The organism is Ruegeria sp. BHSC026 (genome assembly GCF_059613065.1).
The window spans coordinates 1-17,335 of record NZ_JBXWRV010000009.1; the positions used below are offsets into that span (position 1 = coordinate 1).

19 protein-coding genes are annotated in these 17,335 nt (G+C 62.4%); 8 read left to right on the forward strand and 11 right to left on the reverse strand.

Annotation, left to right across the window (positions count from 1 at the left end):
- The 3 genes from AC2FME_RS12170 to AC2FME_RS12180 form a co-directional block, all read right to left on the reverse strand.
- A partial coding sequence (locus AC2FME_RS12170; RefSeq protein ID WP_480860237.1) for a GTP-binding protein occupies positions 1-165 on the reverse strand: 165 nt, incomplete at its 3' end.
- 112 nt (positions 166-277) lie between these two features.
- A complete protein-coding gene (locus tag AC2FME_RS12175) occupies positions 278-868 on the reverse strand; it encodes a hypothetical protein (RefSeq protein ID WP_496800556.1) in 591 nt (196 codons plus the stop codon).
- A gap of 100 nt (positions 869-968) precedes the next feature.
- Positions 969-3,317: a DNA topoisomerase IV subunit A gene (locus tag AC2FME_RS12180; protein ID WP_496800557.1), complete on the reverse strand. Its 2,349-nt coding sequence runs from the start codon at positions 3,315-3,317 to the stop codon at positions 969-971.
- A gap of 200 nt (positions 3,318-3,517) precedes the next feature.
- Between AC2FME_RS12180 and AC2FME_RS12185 the strand changes: the two genes are divergently transcribed.
- The 6 genes from AC2FME_RS12185 (at position 3,518) to AC2FME_RS12210 (ending at position 7,887) form a co-directional block, all read left to right on the forward strand.
- On the forward strand, positions 3,518-4,135 hold the full coding sequence (locus AC2FME_RS12185; RefSeq protein WP_496800558.1) for an SH3 domain-containing protein: 618 nt from the start codon (positions 3,518-3,520) through the stop codon (positions 4,133-4,135).
- A gap of 69 nt (positions 4,136-4,204) precedes the next feature.
- Positions 4,205-5,032: an SDR family NAD(P)-dependent oxidoreductase gene (locus tag AC2FME_RS12190; protein WP_496800559.1), complete on the forward strand. Its 828-nt coding sequence runs from the start codon at positions 4,205-4,207 to the stop codon at positions 5,030-5,032.
- A gap of 79 nt (positions 5,033-5,111) precedes the next feature.
- Positions 5,112-5,315: a twin transmembrane helix small protein gene (locus AC2FME_RS12195; protein ID WP_040634599.1), complete on the forward strand. Its 204-nt coding sequence runs from the start codon at positions 5,112-5,114 to the stop codon at positions 5,313-5,315.
- Positions 5,316-5,888, forward strand: a complete 573-nt coding sequence (locus AC2FME_RS12200; RefSeq protein ID WP_496688832.1) for a cob(I)yrinic acid a,c-diamide adenosyltransferase — start codon at positions 5,316-5,318, stop codon at positions 5,886-5,888.
- Positions 5,889-6,199: 311 nt separating this feature from the next.
- Positions 6,200-6,958 carry an electron transfer flavoprotein subunit beta/FixA family protein gene (locus tag AC2FME_RS12205; RefSeq protein ID WP_496679244.1) on the forward strand — a complete coding sequence of 253 codons (759 nt, stop codon included), beginning with the start codon at positions 6,200-6,202 and terminating at the stop codon, positions 6,956-6,958.
- Positions 6,958-7,887, forward strand: coding sequence for an electron transfer flavoprotein subunit alpha/FixB family protein (locus AC2FME_RS12210; RefSeq protein ID WP_496800560.1), 930 nt, complete (start codon positions 6,958-6,960; stop codon positions 7,885-7,887). The genes AC2FME_RS12205 and AC2FME_RS12210 overlap by 1 nt, the downstream gene beginning before the upstream one ends.
- 49 nt (positions 7,888-7,936) lie before the next feature.
- Here the strand turns inward: AC2FME_RS12210 and AC2FME_RS12215 are convergent, their stop codons facing one another.
- Positions 7,937-8,758 carry a DUF6473 family protein gene (locus tag AC2FME_RS12215; RefSeq protein WP_496800561.1) on the reverse strand — a complete coding sequence of 274 codons (822 nt, stop codon included), beginning with the start codon at positions 8,756-8,758 and terminating at the stop codon, positions 7,937-7,939.
- Between the two features lie 166 nt (positions 8,759-8,924).
- On the opposite strand from AC2FME_RS12215, the gene AC2FME_RS12220 reads away from it, so the two are divergent.
- Positions 8,925-9,800, forward strand: a complete 876-nt coding sequence (locus tag AC2FME_RS12220) for a 3-hydroxybutyryl-CoA dehydrogenase (RefSeq protein ID WP_496679247.1) — start codon at positions 8,925-8,927, stop codon at positions 9,798-9,800.
- A gap of 81 nt (positions 9,801-9,881) precedes the next feature.
- Here AC2FME_RS12220 and AC2FME_RS12225 read toward each other — a convergent pair whose 3' ends face one another.
- The 7 genes from AC2FME_RS12225 to AC2FME_RS12255 all read right to left on the reverse strand — a co-directional run bounded on the left by AC2FME_RS12225 (position 9,882) and on the right by AC2FME_RS12255 (position 15,298).
- Complete coding sequence (locus AC2FME_RS12225) at positions 9,882-10,781, reverse strand: lysophospholipid acyltransferase family protein (protein WP_496688827.1); 900 nt, start codon at positions 10,779-10,781, stop codon at positions 9,882-9,884.
- Positions 10,782-10,818: 37 nt separating this feature from the next.
- The gene (locus tag AC2FME_RS12230; RefSeq protein ID WP_040634596.1) at positions 10,819-11,088 is read right to left on the reverse strand and encodes an HPr family phosphocarrier protein; all 270 of its coding nucleotides are present in this window, start codon (positions 11,086-11,088) and stop codon (positions 10,819-10,821) included.
- Positions 11,089-11,105: 17 nt separating this feature from the next.
- Complete coding sequence (locus AC2FME_RS12235; RefSeq protein WP_496679251.1) at positions 11,106-11,498, reverse strand: PTS sugar transporter subunit IIA; 393 nt, start codon at positions 11,496-11,498, stop codon at positions 11,106-11,108.
- Complete coding sequence (gene rapZ / locus AC2FME_RS12240) at positions 11,495-12,388, reverse strand: RNase adapter RapZ (protein WP_496741945.1); 894 nt, start codon at positions 12,386-12,388, stop codon at positions 11,495-11,497. The genes AC2FME_RS12235 and rapZ overlap by 4 nt, the downstream gene beginning before the upstream one ends.
- Positions 12,373-12,843, reverse strand: coding sequence for an HPr kinase/phosphorylase (locus tag AC2FME_RS12245; protein ID WP_496800562.1), 471 nt, complete (start codon positions 12,841-12,843; stop codon positions 12,373-12,375). The genes rapZ and AC2FME_RS12245 overlap by 16 nt, the downstream gene beginning before the upstream one ends.
- 3 nt (positions 12,844-12,846) lie before the next feature.
- Positions 12,847-14,532: an ATP-binding protein gene (locus AC2FME_RS12250; protein WP_496800613.1), complete on the reverse strand. Its 1,686-nt coding sequence runs from the start codon at positions 14,530-14,532 to the stop codon at positions 12,847-12,849.
- Positions 14,533-14,593: 61 nt separating this feature from the next.
- Positions 14,594-15,298 carry a response regulator gene (locus tag AC2FME_RS12255; protein WP_496679258.1) on the reverse strand — a complete coding sequence of 235 codons (705 nt, stop codon included), beginning with the start codon at positions 15,296-15,298 and terminating at the stop codon, positions 14,594-14,596.
- Positions 15,299-15,636: 338 nt separating this feature from the next.
- Here AC2FME_RS12255 and AC2FME_RS12260 point away from each other — a divergent pair, with 338 nt between their 5' ends.
- Entirely contained in the window at positions 15,637-17,235 is a 1,599-nt protein-coding gene (locus AC2FME_RS12260; protein ID WP_496800563.1) for a phosphoenolpyruvate carboxykinase, read from the forward strand.
- The last annotated feature ends 100 nt before the right edge of the window (positions 17,236-17,335 follow it).

Genomic DNA, 17,335 nt, shown 5'->3' on the forward strand with positions numbered 1-17,335 from the left:
GCCGCGCGCCTTCTCTTCCGGCGCACCGTCAATCTGGTCATACGCCTTGAAGTCGCCGAAATACTTGGTGATCGCTGCGGTCAGCGTCGTCTTGCCGTGGTCAACGTGGCCGATCGTGCCGATGTTGACGTGCGGTTTTGTACGCTCAAACTTTTCCTTTGCCATTCCTCAGGCGCCCTTTGCGGTTTGGGGGACCCTTGGTCCCGGTTTGCATCTGCGCGCGCGAGATATTGGGTTCACAACGGAAAATCAAGCACAACCATCAGGAAAACGGGCGTCAGGCCGGATTTTGTATGGCCTCGCCCGACTCAAGCGGCTGGATCAGCCCCGGCCGCGGGTCGAACCAACCGTTTTCTTTGTGTTCTTCGGCCAGCCATTCCTCGACCCGGTCGGCGATCTTGAGGGCCAACCCGCTCATCTGCTCTTCGCGGGTGCGGCTGTTGCCCGACCCCACGACCGCACTGTCACTGGTGGTGTCTTCCAGCACTTGGAATTGCTTGCCCTTGGCCAGGAACTGCTTCTTGCCCACATCATAGACATTGACTAGGACGATGGCGGTGCTCTTGGGGTTGTAAATCACCGGGATGCCCGGCGGCGCCAGCATGTACCCTTCGAGGCTGATGCCGATATCATATTCCTGGGTGCCCTGATACCGGCCCAGCCGGATGTCCACGGCCTTCTGGATCGCATCCACCCATTCCTGCGGGGTCGCGTCCCGGCTCACCGGTCCTTGTACCGCCTTTTCCGCATAGGCATAGTTGACCCGCAGCTTGAAGGCGCCAAGGTCCTCGGGCGCCTCGTCAACCAACGTCTGGGTGCAGGCCCCGATCATGGCCAGTCCGGCAAAAAGTATCAGCAGTTTGCGCATGGGTTCCGTCTCGATAGGGCCTGTTTTTTCCTGATCTAGCGCACCGATGCGGCCTGTGCCAAGCCGTATCGGCAGTTTTCGCCTGCAGGCCGCAACCGCATCACGAGAACTTGTAGTCGCGCGGGAAGCCGTAGGGCGGCTTTTTCCCGACGCTGGCCCGCTTGGCCAGCCACGGCGACATGTCAGGCTCGTGCCGGGTCTTGTCGCCGCCCATCGACCATTTCAGACCCTCTTCCCAGTTGAAGGTGGTCAGGTCGGACAGGCCGCCATCCAGTTCCAGAGTGCCCTGCCGGCCCCGCGCCATGTTGTATTTCTGCAGACGCACGCCCTTGCCCCGCGTCATCTCGGGCAGTTCCGAGACTGGGAACACCAAGAACTTGCCGTTCTGCGACACCACGGCGACGTGGTCGCCCGCGACCGGTTTGCAGATCACCGCGCGCTCGTCATCCTTGACGTTCAACACTTGTTTGCCGTTGCGGGTCTGGGCCAGAACCTCATCCTCGGGCACGATGAATCCGTTGCCCGCATCCGAGGCCACAAGCAGCTTGCGCCCCGGCTTGTGGATCAGGATGTCGACGATCTGCGCCTCGTTGGGCAGATCGACCATCAGGCGCAGCGGCTCGCCCATGCCCCGCCCGCCGGGCAGGTTCGCGGCGCTGACCGTGTAGACCCGCCCGTTCGAGGCAAAGATCAGCAGCCGGTCGGTGGTTTCCGCGTGGAAGATGAAACGCGGCCCGTCGCCGTCCTTGAACTTCAGTTCGCGGTTCAAGTCGATATGGCCGGTCATCGCGCGGATCCAGCCCATCTGGGAACAGACCACCGTGATCGGTTCGCGGTCGATCATCGCCTCGAGCGGCACCTCTTCGACCGCGCCGGCCTCGGCAAAGCGGGTGCGGCGGGCACCGCCCTCGTAATCCTTGCCGAACTTCTTCTTGGTCTCCTTGATCTGCTCGGCGATCCGCGCCCATTGCAGGGACTCGTCGGCCAGCAGATCCTCAAGATCGGCACGTTCCTCCATCAGCTTGTCGCGCTCGCGGATCAGCTCCATCTCTTCGAGGCGGCGGAGGCTGCGCAGACGCATGTTCAGGATCGCGTCGACCTGAACCTCGGTCAACTCGCCCTCGCCCGGCGCGGGCGAGACATAGTCGGCCTCGCTGGAGGCGCGGACATGGTCGATGCCCCAGTTCTCGCGCATCAGGGCGGCCTTGGGGTCGTCGTCATAGCGGATGATGTCGATCACCCGATCAAGGTTCAGGAAGGCGACGATGAAGCCCTCCAACACCTCCAACCGGTGGTCGATCTTGGCCATCCGGTGACGCGAGCGGCGCAGCAGCACCTCTTGCCGGTGATCGAGGAAGGCGCGCAGCACCTCCTTCATCGAGCAGACCTTGGGCGTCACCCCGTCGATCAGCACGTTCATGTTCAGGCTGAACCGCAGCTCGAGATCCGAGTTGCGGTAGAGCATGTTCATCAGCACCTCGGGGTCCACGTTTTTCGAACGCGGCTCGAGGATCAGGCGGATGTCGTCGGCGGATTCGTCGCGCACATCGCCCAGGATCGGGATCTTCTTGGTCTGGATCAGCTCGGCGAGCTTTTCGATCAGCTTGGATTTCTGGACCTGATACGGGATCTCGGTGACCACGATCTGCCACTGGCCGCGGCCCAGATCCTCGATTTCATATTTGCAGCGCAGCCGGAACGAGCCGCGCCCGGTGCGATAGGCCTGGGCGATGTTCTCGGGCGGCTCGACGATCACGCCGCCGGTGGGGAAATCCGGCCCCGGCACATAGTTCAGCAGCGTGTCGTCACGTGCGTCGGGCGTCTTGATCAGATGCAGGCAGGCGTCGCACAGCTCGGCGATGTTGTGCGGCGGGATGTTCGTGGCCATGCCTACGGCGATCCCCGACGCGCCATTGGCCAGCAGGTTTGGGAAGGTCGCCGGCAGCACCACCGGTTCCTGCAGCGTGCCGTCGTAGTTGTCGCGGAAATCGACGGCATCCTCGTCGAGCCCCTCCAGCAGCGCCTCGGCAACGATGGTCATCCGCGCCTCGGTATAGCGCGAGGCCGCCGGGTTGTCGCCGTCGATATTGCCGAAATTGCCCTGCCCATCCACCAGCGGGTAGCGGACGTTGAAATCCTGCGCCAGGCGCGCCATCGCGTCATAGATCGCGGCGTCACCATGCGGGTGGTAGTTACCCATCACGTCCCCCGAGATCTTGGCCGACTTGCGGAACCCGCCCGAGGAACTGAGTCGCAACTCGCGCATCGCGTAGAGGATTCGCCGGTGAACCGGCTTCAATCCGTCACGCGCATCGGGCAAGGCCCGGTGCATGATGGTCGAAAGCGCATAGGTCAGATAACGCTCGCCAATTGCCCGGCGCAGCGGCTCCGCCACCTCGCCCCCCGCGTCGGGGGCCTCCATATTGGGGTCGTCAATCGTGTCGTTCATAGATGATGTGATACGATGCCCGACGCCCTTGGTAAAGCAATCAGCGCATATTTTGCTGGGGACAAGTCCGGCTTTTTGCAACAGGGGGACCCAACCCCGCGATTTCCCCCGACTTTCGACTCGGGCGCGCGATTATGGTAGTATCTCAACCATTGAATGCTGCCGATTTCTTTGTTGATGCGATTGCCGGGGGATGCGCCATGACGCGCCTGATTGTTGTTACCTTCGCCGCCTTGGGCTGGGCCTTCTACGTGATGAGCGGAGGCCCCGATTTCGAGCCGCGCGGCACACGCGCTGCCACGCACAGTCTGGTTACCCAAGCCCGAACCGCTGACCGCTTGGTCGCCGCGAAGCCGACGGAGCTTGTAACCCGCGCCGTTGAGCGCCCTGCAAAACCGGTCGAGCCAAGGCCGGAGCCGCTGCCCGTCGCGCAGACACCCGATGCAAGCGCCGTGTTGGCGCAGGTCGCCGCCGGAATGGGCGCGTCCCTTGCGGGCCTGGAAAGCCAGGGCCAGACCTTCTCGCTGGCATCGCTTGATGAGACCCCACCCCCGGCGCTGCGCGAGACGCCCGTCGGCCCCGAGGCCACACCAACCCAAGTGGCACCCGCACCCAAGGACATTCGCGAAGTGTCCGGCACACGAGTAAATATGCGCGACGGCCCGGGCACGATCTATCCGATCATCGGCAAGGCCCGGATGGGCCAGAAGGTCGAAGTGCTGAGCGACTCGGGCACCGGCTGGCTGCGCCTGCGCGTGTTGCCCGCGCAACAGGTCGGATGGATTTCCGCCTCATTGATCCGCAAAACCGCGAATTGACGCGATGCCGTCATTGCCCTGCCATGTTCCCCGCAATAGCTGTTGCTGACGGAAAGCCACGGGAGCGACATGCAGAAATCCATCCTCATTACCGGGTGCTCCTCGGGTATTGGGCTGGACGCGGCACACGGAATGCGTGCACGCGGCTGGCGCGTTTTTGCCGCGTGTCGGCAGCAGCGCGATTGCGACCGCCTGCGTGCCCAAGGCTTTGACAGCCCACGCATCGACTATACCGACACCGCCAGCATCACGGCTGGCCTTGCCGAGGTTTTGGAGGCCACGGGCGGCGCGCTGGATGCGCTGTTCAACAACGGAGCACATGGGCTTCCCGGCGCCGTCGAGGACGTACCGACCGAAGGCATGCGCCATATCTTCGAAACCAATGTATTCGGCTGGCACGAACTGACGCGTCAGGTGATTCCCGTCATGCGTGCGCAGGGGCATGGCCGCATCGTCCAGAACTCGTCGGTTCTGGGGCTGGTCGCCTTTCCGTGGCGCGGTGCCTATGTGGCCACGAAATACGCCATCGAAGGCCTGACCGACACGCTGCGGCTGGAACTGCGCGACACCGGCATCAAGGTCATTCTGATCGAACCCGGCCCGGTCACCTCGAAGCTGCGCGAGAAGGCCATTCCGATCTTCGAACGGTTCATCGACTGGGAAAACTCGGCCCTACGTGAGAAATACGAGGGCGCGCTGCTCAAACGGCTCTACGAGGACAGCGGCCCCGACCGGTTCGAGTTGCCCGCCTCGGCCGTAACGAACAAGCTGGCGCGCGCGCTCGAGGCGAAATCGCCCAAGGCGCGCTACTATGTCACGACACCCACTTACATTGCCGGCTATCTGCGGCGCGTGCTGCCGACCGGCGCCATCGACCGGATCCTGTCCCGCATCTGAGGCGAAATTACCCGTTCGCTTTTACCGCCTGTCCGGCTAGATGGTTCGGCAACGGAACAAAGGCGCGAATGAGGGCGAAATGGATATCTTGATGGGTGTGCTGCTTTTGGCGATGGCGGCGGTCGTCGTCGTGCTGGCGCTTGGTGTGGCCAATTTCGGCAAGGGCGGCATGGAGGCCGCCAAGAAAAGCAACAAGATGATGCGGCTGCGCATCCTGTTTCAATTCATTGCCGTGGTGCTGATCGTGCTCTACGTCTATTTGCGTGGACAGGGAGTGCAGTAGATGGTCGTTCTGAACAAGATTTATACCCGCACCGGGGACGATGGCAAAACCGCGCTGGGCAATGGCGAACGGGTTGCGAAATACTCGGGCCGCGTGGCGGCCTATGGCACTGTGGACGAGCTGAATGCCTTTGTCGGCGTGGCTCGCACCGAGGCCGAGGGCGAGGTCGATGCGGCGCTCGCCCGCATCCAGAACGATTTGTTCGACCTGGGCGCTGACCTGTGCCGCCCCGACATGGAAAAAGACGCCGAGGCCGATTACCCGCCCCTGCGGATCGCCCCGGCCCAGATCGACCGTCTGGAAACGGAAATTGACGCGATGAATGCCGACCTCGAACCGTTGCGCAGCTTCATCCTGCCGGGCGGATCAAAGCTGGCGGCGCATCTGCATGTCTGCCGCACCGTCTCGCGGCGCGCCGAGCGCCTGGCCGTCGAACTCACCAACATGGAGCCGGTGAACGAGGCCGCGGTGAAATACCTCAACCGCCTCAGCGACTGGTTCTTCGTGGCAGCCCGCTGCGCCAACAACGGCGGCCACGATGACGTCTTGTGGGTTCCGGGCGCGAACCGCTGAAAGCGCCACAACGTCCAGTGGACGGTGTGGCGACCGGAATAGCGAAGCGCCGGCCCGGAGGGCGGGCGCAAACCGCTGGAACCCTAGACTCTTGAATGCGTTTTCGCACCATCCGGCGCGGCAAAACCGCCCATCGGCCGGGTAACAATATTTCGTTCCTTCACGTCAAAAAGCGTGAAACGCGACGTCCCCACGACATGACGTGACGATTTTGCCCTGTCCCGACGCCCCGCAAGGCGCTATCTAGGCCGACGAGAGCATTGGTGGAGTCGCATTGCGGCTTGCCGTTTTTGTAAGGAGCGTACGCAAAAATGAAGGTACTTGTGCCTGTCAAGCGCGTGATCGACTACAACGTGAAAGTTCGCGTCAAGGCGGACGGCAGCGGTGTTGATCTCGCCAATGTCAAAATGTCGATGAACCCGTTCGACGAGATTGCCGTCGAAGAGGCGATCCGCCTGAAAGAAGCCGGCAAGGCCGACGAGGTTGTGGCCGTTTCGATCGGCGTCAAGCAGGCGCAGGAAACGCTGCGCACCGCGCTGGCGATGGGTGCAGACCGCGCCATTCTGGTGGTCGCCGCGGATGACGTCCACCAGGACATCGAACCGCTGGCCGTCGCCAAGATCCTGGCCAAGGTAGTCGAGGAAGAGCAGCCGGGCCTGGTGCTGTGCGGCAAGCAGGCGATCGACAACGACATGAACGCCACCGGCCAGATGCTGGCGGCACTGCTGGGCTGGAGCCAGGGCACCTTCGCGTCTGAGCTGGACATCGAAGGCGACACCGCCAAGGTCACGCGTGAAGTTGACGGCGGTCTGCAGACCATCAGCGTGAAGATGCCCGCCATCGTCACCGTCGACCTGCGCCTGAACGAGCCGCGCTATGCGTCGCTGCCGAATATCATGAAGGCTAAGAAAAAGCCGCTGGATGAAAAAACCGCCGCCGATTACGGCGTCGACGTCACGCCGCGCCTCGAAGTCGTCAAGACCGAAGAGCCGCCGGCACGCGCCGCTGGCATCATCGTGGGCTCGGTCGACGAGCTGGTCGGGAAACTCAAAGAAGCGGGGGCTGTGTAATGTCTGTACTTCTGCTTGCCGAAGTCAACAATGGCGAACTGGCTATGGACGCAACCGCCAAGGCGGTCACCGCTGCCAAGAAGCTGGGTGACGTGACCGTTCTGGCCGCGGGCGGCTCGGCCGCCGCTGCCGGCGAAGCCGCCGCCAAGATCGACGGCGTGTCCAAGGTGCTGGTCGCCGAAGACCCGTCGCTGGGCCACCGTCTGGCCGAATCGACCGCCGCGCTGATCGTCAGCCTGGCCGACGGCTATGAGCATATCGTGGCGCCGGCAACCACCGACGCCAAGAACGTCATGCCGCGCGTGGCCGCGCTGCTGGACGTGATGGTGATCTCGGACGCGTCGGGCGTGGTGGATGGCTCGACCTTCGAGCGCCCGATCTACGCGGGCAACGCGATCCAGACCGTCAAGTCGAACGATCCCAAGAAGGTCATCACCTTCCGCACCGCCAGCTTTGATGCGGCCGGCGAAGGCGGCTCGGCCCCGGTCGAGACCGTATCGGTCGGTGAAAACCCCGGCCTGTCGGAATGGGTCGAAGACAAGGTCGCCGAAAGCGACCGCCCCGAGCTGACCTCGGCCAAGGCCGTGGTGTCGGGCGGCCGCGGCGTCGGCTCGGAAGAAGACTTCAAACTGATCGAAGCCCTGGCCGACAAGCTGGGCGCGGCGGTTGGTGCCTCGCGTGCCGCAGTTGACTCGGGTTATGCCCCCAACGACTGGCAGGTGGGTCAGACCGGCAAGGTCGTGGCACCGGATCTGTACATCGCGGTTGGCATCTCGGGCGCGATCCAGCACCTGGCTGGCATGAAGGATTCGAAGATCATCGTCGCGATCAACAAGGACGAAGAGGCTCCTATCTTCCAGGTGGCCGATTACGGCCTGGTCGCCGACCTGTTCCAGGCCGTGCCGGAGCTTACCGAAAAGCTGGCCTGAAAAAGCCCGACTTCGAAACGATCAAGGCCCGCCGATTGGCGGGCCTTTCTCAGTCCAGATCCCGGATCGCGGACAGCAACCGCTCGGCAATAGCGCGATGCGTGGCCGGTCCGATCATGTACTCCGCCATCGGCTGCTGCATCGTGCCGAAAAGCATATCCTCGAGATCGTCAGACTCACCCGATGGGCGCACCTCCATCTCGATCTTCCCAGCACAGTGCCGCGCCAGTTCCGAGACCATCGAGGCGGAGACCTTCACCGTTTCCGGCAGGCTGAGGTGCTGCGCGTCGGGGCTGTGCACCATGTCCAACCACAACAGGACGACCGGCGGTTTTACCTCGGTCAGAAAATCGCTCAGCTTGGTCAGCCAGCCCCGCCTCAGCGAGTCTGCCACCATTTCGAAGCGGGCATCCTGAAACTCGGCCAGTCGCAAAATCAGATGTCGGACGAAGTGGATTTCGGCGAAATCCACCTCGGGGTAGAGCGCGCGCAGATCCGCAGTCGCTTCAAGCACCCTGTCATTGCGCCGGACGTGCACCCTATAGAAAGGGTTGGTTTGGCCCAGAATCCCCGGCAGCTGCAAAACACATGTCTTGGCGTTGTTCATTAGGTCCAGTAGACAGGTGTCCAGCGTCAGCCCGTCGACTCCGCAAAACAGGCTGCCTAGGTTGATGCATGGCATGTCGAGCTTGTCGTCGAGGACAGACGGAAATGGGCGCGCAACGAAACGGCCAAAGGTTTCATCGGCGCCAACGCAGGCCAGATATGGTCGGTCCAGTGCCAGTTTTGGCCCGCGATACCATCGCTCCGAGCCTGCATAGCGGCACAGCGGCTCTTCGGCGCTCAGCGCGCCGGATTCGTGATAACTCATGTCATCCACCCATTTTCTTCACCCGGATGCCATTGTCGGGCCACAGGTACTAAGAAAATCTCAATGGTCGACTTTTACGCGAATTCTACAGGTCACTGCCCCTTGCCGCCCTGCCCGGACTGCCGATAAGGTCGCCCCTGAACCTCAACGCAAAAGGCAGCTCAGCATGGACGTGAAATCAGTCGGAGTGATCGGCGCTGGTCAGATGGGCAATGGAATCGCTCATGTCATGGCGTTGGCTGGGTATGACGTTCTGTTGAACGACATCAGCAAAGAGGCGCTGGATTCGGCGCTTGAAACGATCAGCGGCAACATGGCCCGGCAGGTTTCGCGTGGGAAAATCACCGAAGACGACATGCAGGCGGCACTGTCCAAGATCAAAACCACGCTGAACCTGCCCGACATCGGCAAAACCGACCTGGTGATCGAGGCCGCGACCGAGCGCGAGACGATCAAACAGGCCATATTTGAAGACCTGCAACCGCACCTTCTGCCGCACACAATTCTGACGTCGAACACCTCGTCGATTTCGATCACGCGGCTGGCCAGCCGGACAGACCGGCCGGAACGTTTCATGGGCTTCCATTTCATGAACCCGGTCCCGGTGATGCAACTGGTCGAGCTGATTCGGGGGATCGCCACCGACGAAGAGACCTTTGCCACCTGCAAGACGGTGGTGGACCGGTTGGGAAAGACCGCCGCCAGCGCCGAGGATTTTCCGGCCTTCATCGTAAACCGCATCCTGATGCCGATGATCAACGAGGCGGTTTATACGCTGTATGAAGGGGTGGGCAGCGTGCAGTCGATCGACCAGTCGATGAAACTGGGTGCCAACCATCCGATGGGGCCATTGGAACTGGCCGATTTCATCGGGCTGGACACCTGCCTGGCCATCATGAACGTTTTGCATGACGGGCTGGCGGACACCAAATACCGCCCATGCCCGTTGCTGACGAAATATGTCGAGGCAGGATGGTTGGGGCGCAAGACCGACCGCGGGTTCTATGACTATCGCGGCGAGGTGCCCGTTCCCACACGCTGACGGAACAAGGGGGCCAGCCCCCTCGCCCGGATTTCATCCGGGCTCACCCCCGGGATATTTATGGCCAGATGAACTCGAGGGTCACGAAGTGCGCGATTGGCCGAGCGCCAAGGTGTGCTGGCGCAGCCAGGCCATGAAGCCACGGGGGTCTCGTTCAAGCAGCTCCATGTCAGCATCGGAAATCGGCTCTCCGATTACCGGCGATTGCGGCTTGTTGCAGGAGCGGACGATTTCGTGCAGCAAGAGGCCCTGACGCAGAATCGGCGACAGTTTGTTGGCGATCTGGTACCAGCGGGAGTTGCTTCCCGGGAAGAAGATCGGCAGGATCCTGGCCCCGGACCGGCGGATCATCTTGGCGGTGAACACGTTCCATTCACGTTCCTGCGCAGGTCCGAACCAGGTGTCAGATGACATCACTACCCCCGACGGAAACAGGGCGACGACTCCCCCGTTCTTCAGATGTTCCATCGCCTTGGCGCGCATCTCGAGCATCTTGGGCTGGGCTTCAGGGTCATGCGGGAACGGCACCGGGATCATGAAGGAGGTCGCCGCCTCGTCGAGCCCGGTCAAGACTGAGCGGGTCAGGATACGATAGTCCTGGCGAACGCGACCGATAAGTTCTGCTAGGATCATGCCATCCACCATCCCGTGCGGGTGGTTGGCGACAACCACGACCGGACCTTCCTTGGGAATGCGCGCGATCTGGTCCTCGGGCGTGGTCAGGTCGATGCCCATGGTCCTGAGCGCGCCGCCCCAGAACTTCTGGCCACGGTAGTTCTCGTTCTGCTTTTCGAACTTGTTGACCATCCGCAGGATGGTGAGCTTGCCCGTGCACCACTCGATCGCCTTGATCGCGGTCGCGGTCCAGGGATCGTCGAAAGAATTTGCGTAGGTCAGCGTTCTGCGGTCGTAGACTTCGCCCTGTTGCGACGCCCCATCCGCAACCGGGCTTGTCTTGGTTTCGTGCGTGGTTTCCGCCAATTCCTGGTCTTCCCGTTCCTGTGTCGCGGTGCCGGGCTCAGTACCCTTCGCCGAACTTGTCGTTCACCAGGGCTTCCAACGCATCCGCCAACGCCTCAGCATCCGGCCCGGAGGTTTCGACGTCAATAGTGGTTCCGCGCGAGGCTGCCAACATCAAAAGCCCCATGATGCTGTCGCCCGAAGCGGACAAACCGTCCTTCGACACCTCGGCGCGGGCGTCAAAGCCTTCGACCACCTCGACCAGCTTGGCCGACGCGCGCGCGTGCAGCCCTTTTTCATTGATGATTTTCAAAGTTCTGGTGGCCATGTCCATTCGATCCGGTCTCAGTCCAGCGTCACATTTTGCGTATTGATGTACTTTCGTCCAGCCTCCATCGCCTGGCGAACGGCATCGCCTACGGGCAGGTGGCGGCTTTTGGCCAGCTTGATCAGCATCGGGAGGTTGGCTCCGTAGAGGATTCGCCGGTCCTGCGGCGCACAGGCCCGCAGGCTGAGATTCGATGGACTGCCCCCGAACAGATCGGTCACGACGACCACGCCATCGCCGACATCCACCGCATCGGCAGCGCGGCAGATCTCGGCCTGTTTTTCCTCGCGGTCATGATCCGGCTCGATCGCGATCGCCACCAGCCCGGGTTGCCGGCCTACGACATGCTGCATGGCCGCCAGGTATTCCTGTGCCAATCCGCCATGCGCCACGATTACAATTCCGATCAATCCGGCCTCACATTCAACGATCGACGTTCCATTTCCCGGTGCCTAGTTGCCACCGGCTGGCCCCTGTCCGCAAGGGCCTTTGCAACGGCCTCGGCCACCGCGACCGACCGATGCTGTCCTCCGGTGCATCCGAAGGCGACCGACAGATGGGCTTTTCCCTCGGCCCGAAAGGCCGGCAGCAGAACCTGCAGCAGGTCGACGACCCGCTCGAAAAACGGAGCATAGTTCATGTCAGACTGTACATAGGCTGCCACGTCCGGATTTCGACCATCCGCCGAGCGAAGTTCGGGGCGCCAGTAGGGGTTGGCCAGAAACCGGCAGTCGAACACCATATCGAGTCCCCGGGGCAGCCCCCGCTTGTATGAGAACGACTCGATCGAAACCGCAAGGTGTCGCCCCCCTTCCGGGGCGAACCAGCGTTCGACCTCTTCGCGCAGCTGATGGATGTTCAGCGTGCTGGTATCGATCAGTGTATCCGCGACCTCTCGGATGGGGGCCAACAGCTCTTTTTCCTGGTGGATGCCGGTTTCGGGGCTGGCATCCGCCGCGACCGGGTGGCGTCGCCGGGTTTCCGAAAACCGCCGCAGCAGCACCTCGTCGCTGCAATCCAAGTACAGCGTGGTCAGATCCACCTGCGCCATACGACCCAGCTTGGCGACCAGTTCGATGAAGCCGATGGTCGAGAAATCACGGTTGCGCGCATCGATGCCCAGCGCAAGGGGGCGGGTGGGGCCGGGCCCCTCCATCAACCGCATGAGCAGACCCATGGGCAGGTTGTCGATGGCCTCATAGCCCAGGTCCTCAAGCACGTGGATGGCGGTCGAACGCCCGGCTCCGGAGGGGCCGGTCACCAGGACAACGCGGCGCTGCGTGTTCATTTGCTGGGCCATTGCGGGTCGACTCGTCCCATCTTCATCAGTTGCATCAAGGCTGCCGCCAGATTGGGCGTGTCGGCGGCCCGAAGCAAGGGCAAGGACTGCCCCAACAGAGGAAACCGCATCGGTTCGGGCAGGCGCTTGGGTTCGGGACGGTCCAGATCGACCAACCAGCGCACGGGCGTGGTCTTGGCTACCTCGGCGCGCAGCAGCCCGATGCCGCGCGCCTCGATCAGGCCGCGTACTGGGTCAACCCCATCGGCCATCACGTGGTGCCCGTGCAGCCACAGGGCGATCCGGTCATCGCCGACCAGCCAGGCGCCATGGGCCATCATCTGCAAAGCCAGCGCGGATTTCCCCGCGCCCGAACGCCCTAGGATCAGAGCCCCGTACCCGCCGACCGCGACGCACGAGCCATGCACGACCACCCTGCCTGCGACCGGGTCCTGCGGAAGATCTCCGATGCCCATGGGTCAGACGGGCAGGCCCACGACAAAGCGCGCGCCCAACGGATCCGATGTCGGGTCGGCGTCGGTCGGCCGGATGTTCTCGGCCCAGATTACGCCGCCATGGGCTTCGACGATCTGCTTGGAAATCGCCAGTCCCAGCCCCGAGTTGTTGCCGAAATGCTCGGGCGGGCGTTGCGAATAGAAACGCTTGAACACCTTTGTCAGCGCCTGATCGGGAATGCCGGGCCCGGTATCCTCGACCACGACCAACACCCGGTTTTCGCGCTGCCGCACCCAGACACGGATCGCGTCCCCCTTGTCGCAGAACGAAATGGCGTTGGTGATCAGGTTGACGAACACCTGGGCCAGACGCGCCTCGAGCCCGTTGACGATGATCGGCTTCGCCGGCAGATCGGTGATGTAGTCGATCCCCTTCGACCGGGCGTCCTCACCCAGATATTGTCCGATGTTGCCCAGCAGCTTGAGCAGATCGAAGGGCTGCTCCTCTTCCTTGACCAGTTCGGCATCCAGACGCGAAGCGTTCGAAATGTCGCTGACCAGCCGGTCCAGCCGCCGAACGTCATGTTCGATCACGCCCAGCAGTTTCTCGCGCTGGTCGTCGCGCTTGACCATCCGCAGGGTGCCGACGGCCGATTGCAGGCTGGCCAGCGGGTTCTTGATCTCGTGGGCGACGTCGGCCGCGAACTGCTCGTTGGCGTCGATGCGATTGTACAGCGCCGTCACCATGCCACGCAGAGCCCGGCTCAGGCGTCCGATCTCGTCCGGGCGGGCGCTGAGGTCGGGCATGCGGATGCGCCCCGGATTGACACCCGTGCCCCGATCCTTGCCCATCTCGGCCGCCGCAGCCAGATCGGCCAGCGGGTTGGCGATGGTCGAAGCCAGAACAAGACTGAGGCCGATCGAAACCAGCAATGCGACGACGAACATCTGGAGGATGCGCTCCTGCTCCTTGCGGGCCAGCGCGTCGATCTCGCCGGGCGGACCGGTGATGGCAACGGCACCGATCGGATCCCCGGCCTGCAGGATCGGCGAAGCCGCGACGATCACCGTGTCGCCCATGACGTCGCTAACCGCCTGCACCTGCAACTGGCCGTTCAGTGCGCCAGGCACGATTTCCTGAACGCGCTGGGCCAGCGTCGGGGCCTGATCCTGCGCCGCACCGGTGAAGACCTTGTACAACCCGTTCCAAACCGCGTTCAGGGCGTCACTGATCAGAGTGCTGCCCGTGGGCGCATCGGCCTCGGTCGGGATCAGCCCCGGCACCCTGGCCACGGATGATTCGCCCCGCGTCCATCCGATCAGCGTACCTGTGTCATCATAGACGAATACCTCGCCGCCTTCGGGTATGCTGAGCAACGACAGCGTGTCCTTGATGTTCAAATCCGCCGTCGCCCGAGCGCCCTCGGTCCGCCGCAGTTGGGCTTCAAAGACATTCGACACCAACTTAGCGTCGCCGATCAGGTCGCGTGCCGTCTGCTGGACCCGCTCGGCCCGGGAGTCATCCAGATACAAAAGACCGGCGACGAGGGTCACCAGGGCGATCAGGTTGAACGTGATGATCTTGCGGGCCAGCGGCGAGTTGCGCAACGTGAACAGCGTCCGGCGCGAGCGACGCGCGCGCAATTCGGCCGATTCGGGGTCCTGTGGGATGACCCAGTCATCCCCCAATACGACGCCACCGTCGCGCATTTCGCTGCCCTGCTGGGTGTCCCTCACGAAACCCAATCACCTTTGCTAAAGCCAGTCCGGCTTATTCTTCGTTGTACCGGTATCCTATGCCATAAAGCGTCTCGATGGCCGAAAATTCTGGATCGGCCGCGCGCATTTTCTTGCGCAGACGCTTGATATGGCTGTCGATCGTGCGGTCGTCCACATAGACCTGATCGTCATAGGCCACATCCATCAGCTGATCGCGGCTTTTGACGAAACCCGGCCGCTGGGCCAAGGCTTGCAGCAACAGGAACTCGGTCACCGTCAGGGACACGTCCGTGCCTTTCCAGCTGACCGCGTGGCGCAACGGGTCCATCCGCAGGTGGCCCCGTTCCATGACCTTGGTCTCGCCGGGCGCCGACGCCGACGCATCGCCCGAGATCGCTTCCTGCCGGCGCAGCAAGGCGCGGATCCGTTCGACTAGAAGACGTTGCGAGAACGGCTTTTTCACATAGTCATCCGCCCCCATGCGCAGACCCAGAACCTCGTCGATCTCGTCGTCCTTCGAGGTCAGGAAGATGACCGGCATCTGGGTTTTCTGACGCAGACGCTGTAACAGGTCCATGCCGTCCATCCGGGGCATCTTGATGTCCAGAACCGCCATGTCGGGCAGTTTCTTGTTGAACGCATCCAGGGCGGCCTGCCCGTCATTGTAGGTTTCGACCTCGAATCCCTCGGCCTCGAGCGTCATGGACACGGACGTAAGGATATTCCGATCGTCGTCCACCAGTGCAATCTTAGACATAGGGCTGCCCTCTACCTGCTCACTGAAGTTATCTTGTGCTTTTGTAGGGCATTCTTGGCTTTTTTAAGGCCGCGAATCAATCCGGATGTACGAATCGCGCCACATTGTTCACGAAGCTGAGACAAAAAGGTCGTAACGGATGGCCGAAAGTGGTCGCGCTTTCCGACAGGAAATTCGTGGTTGCGCTAAACTTGGATGTGATGGCGCTAACTGTGCCAAACCGTCCTGTTCATGCCTTTGGCGCCCATGTTAAGACACGAGCATCCGCCGGTTTCCCGGCAAAAATGCCCAAAGTGCGCTGAAGGATTTTTCCGGCGCCGCCACAGGAGAAGACACGCATGACATCTGGACGGGTTAACCCGCAATTTCGCCTCGAAGATCAGGGCATCGGGGGTCTGGGCAATGTCTATTACAACTTCATCGAACCGGCGCTGATCGAAGAGGCCCTCAAACGGGGCGAAGGCACGCTGGGCAACGGCGGGGCCTTCCTGGTCTCGACCGGCAAGTTCACCGGCCGCTCACCAAAGGACAAGCATGTGGTCAAGACCGACAGCGTGGCCGACAGCATCTGGTGGGAAAACAACGCCGCCATGAGCTCCGAGGGCTTTGACGCCCTTTACGACGACATGCTGGCGCACATGCGGGGCAAGGATTACTTCGTGCAGGATCTGGTCGGTGGGGCCGATCCCACCTATGCGATCAACGTGCGCATGGTCACCGAGCTGGCCTGGCACAGCCTGTTCATCCGCCACATGCTGCGCCGCCCCGACCGCGAGGACCTGGATGAGTTCGTCGCCGATTTCACCGTCATCAATTGCCCCAGCTTCAAGGCGGATCCGGCCCGGCACGACTGCCGCAGCGAAACCGTGATCGCGTTGAACTTCGACCGCAAACTGATTCTGATCGGCGGCACCGAATACGCCGGCGAGAACAAGAAATCCGTGTTCACGCTGCTCAACTACCTGCTGCCGGAAAAAGGTGTGATGCCGATGCACTGCTCGGCCAACCACGCTGTCGGCAACCCGGTCGACACAGCCGTGTTCTTTGGCTTGTCGGGCACCGGAAAGACCACTTTGTCGGCGGACCCGGCGCGCGTTCTGATCGGTGATGACGAACACGGCTGGTCCGACCGCGGCACCTTCAACTTCGAAGGCGGCTGCTATGCCAAGACCATCAACCTAAACCCCGAGGCCGAACCCGAGATCTACGCGACCACCTCGAAATTCGGCACCGTGGTCGAGAACATGGTTTTTGACCCCGAGACCCGGGAACTTGATTTCGACGATGACAGCCTGACCGCGAACATGCGCTGCGCCTATCCGCTGGAATACATCTCGAACGCGTCGAAAACCGCTTTGGGCGGCCATCCGAAGAACATTATCATGCTGACCTGCGATGCCTTCGGCGTGCTGCCTCCCATCGCGCGGCTGACCCCGGCGCAGGCAATGTACCACTTCCTGTCGGGCTTCACCTCGAAGGTCGCCGGAACCGAGCGCGGCGTGACCGAGCCGCAACCCACCTTCTCGACCTGCTTCGGCGCCCCGTTCATGCCGCGCCGCCCCGAGGAATACGGTAAGTTGCTTCGCGACAAGATCGCCCAGCACGGCGCCACCTGCTGGCTGGTGAACACCGGCTGGACCGGCGGCGCCTACGGTGTAGGCAGCCGGATGCCGATCAAGGCCACCCGCGCCCTGCTGACCGCAGCTCTGGACGGCTCGCTGGCCGACGCGGAATACCGCAAGGATGCCAATTTCGGTTTTGATGTACCGGTGGCGGTACCGGGCGTCCCCGAAGTGCTGCTGGATCCGCGCCGGACATGGGATGATCAGGCCGCCTTCGACAAACAGGCCGAAAAGCTGGTGCAGATGTTCGCTGAGAATTTCGAGCAGTACTTGCCTTTCATCGACGAAGATATCCGGGCCGTGGCGATCGGCTGATACCGCGCAGACCACTTCAGCAGACGGGGGCCACGCGGCCCCCGTTCTTCGTGTGGCGGAACCCAACGGAACCTCACTATCCCTATGGTTGCAGTTCCGA

Bases quoted from the DNA above. Each gene is read 5' to 3' on its own strand.
- AC2FME_RS12175 (WP_496800556.1), bottom strand. From the start codon at position 868: ATGCGCAAACTGCTGATACTTTTTGCCGGACTGGCCATGATCGGGGCC.
- AC2FME_RS12180 (WP_496800557.1), bottom strand. From the start codon at position 3,317: ATGAACGACACGATTGACGACCCCAATATGGAGGCCCCCGACGCGGGG.
- AC2FME_RS12185 (WP_496800558.1), top strand. From the start codon at position 3,518: ATGACGCGCCTGATTGTTGTTACCTTCGCCGCCTTGGGCTGGGCCTTC.
- AC2FME_RS12190 (WP_496800559.1), top strand. From the start codon at position 4,205: ATGCAGAAATCCATCCTCATTACCGGGTGCTCCTCGGGTATTGGGCTG.
- AC2FME_RS12195 (WP_040634599.1), top strand. From the start codon at position 5,112: ATGGATATCTTGATGGGTGTGCTGCTTTTGGCGATGGCGGCGGTCGTC.
- AC2FME_RS12200 (WP_496688832.1), top strand. From the start codon at position 5,316: ATGGTCGTTCTGAACAAGATTTATACCCGCACCGGGGACGATGGCAAA.
- AC2FME_RS12205 (WP_496679244.1), top strand. From the start codon at position 6,200: ATGAAGGTACTTGTGCCTGTCAAGCGCGTGATCGACTACAACGTGAAA.
- AC2FME_RS12210 (WP_496800560.1), top strand. From the start codon at position 6,958: ATGTCTGTACTTCTGCTTGCCGAAGTCAACAATGGCGAACTGGCTATG.
- AC2FME_RS12215 (WP_496800561.1), bottom strand. From the start codon at position 8,758: ATGAGTTATCACGAATCCGGCGCGCTGAGCGCCGAAGAGCCGCTGTGC.
- AC2FME_RS12220 (WP_496679247.1), top strand. From the start codon at position 8,925: ATGGACGTGAAATCAGTCGGAGTGATCGGCGCTGGTCAGATGGGCAAT.
- AC2FME_RS12230 (WP_040634596.1), bottom strand. From the start codon at position 11,088: ATGGCCACCAGAACTTTGAAAATCATCAATGAAAAAGGGCTGCACGCG.
- rapZ (WP_496741945.1), bottom strand. From the start codon at position 12,388: ATGGCCCAGCAAATGAACACGCAGCGCCGCGTTGTCCTGGTGACCGGC.
- AC2FME_RS12245 (WP_496800562.1), bottom strand. From the start codon at position 12,843: ATGGGCATCGGAGATCTTCCGCAGGACCCGGTCGCAGGCAGGGTGGTC.
- AC2FME_RS12250 (WP_496800613.1), bottom strand. From the start codon at position 14,532: ATGCGCGACGGTGGCGTCGTATTGGGGGATGACTGGGTCATCCCACAG.
- AC2FME_RS12255 (WP_496679258.1), bottom strand. From the start codon at position 15,298: ATGTCTAAGATTGCACTGGTGGACGACGATCGGAATATCCTTACGTCC.
- AC2FME_RS12260 (WP_496800563.1), top strand. From the start codon at position 15,637: ATGACATCTGGACGGGTTAACCCGCAATTTCGCCTCGAAGATCAGGGC.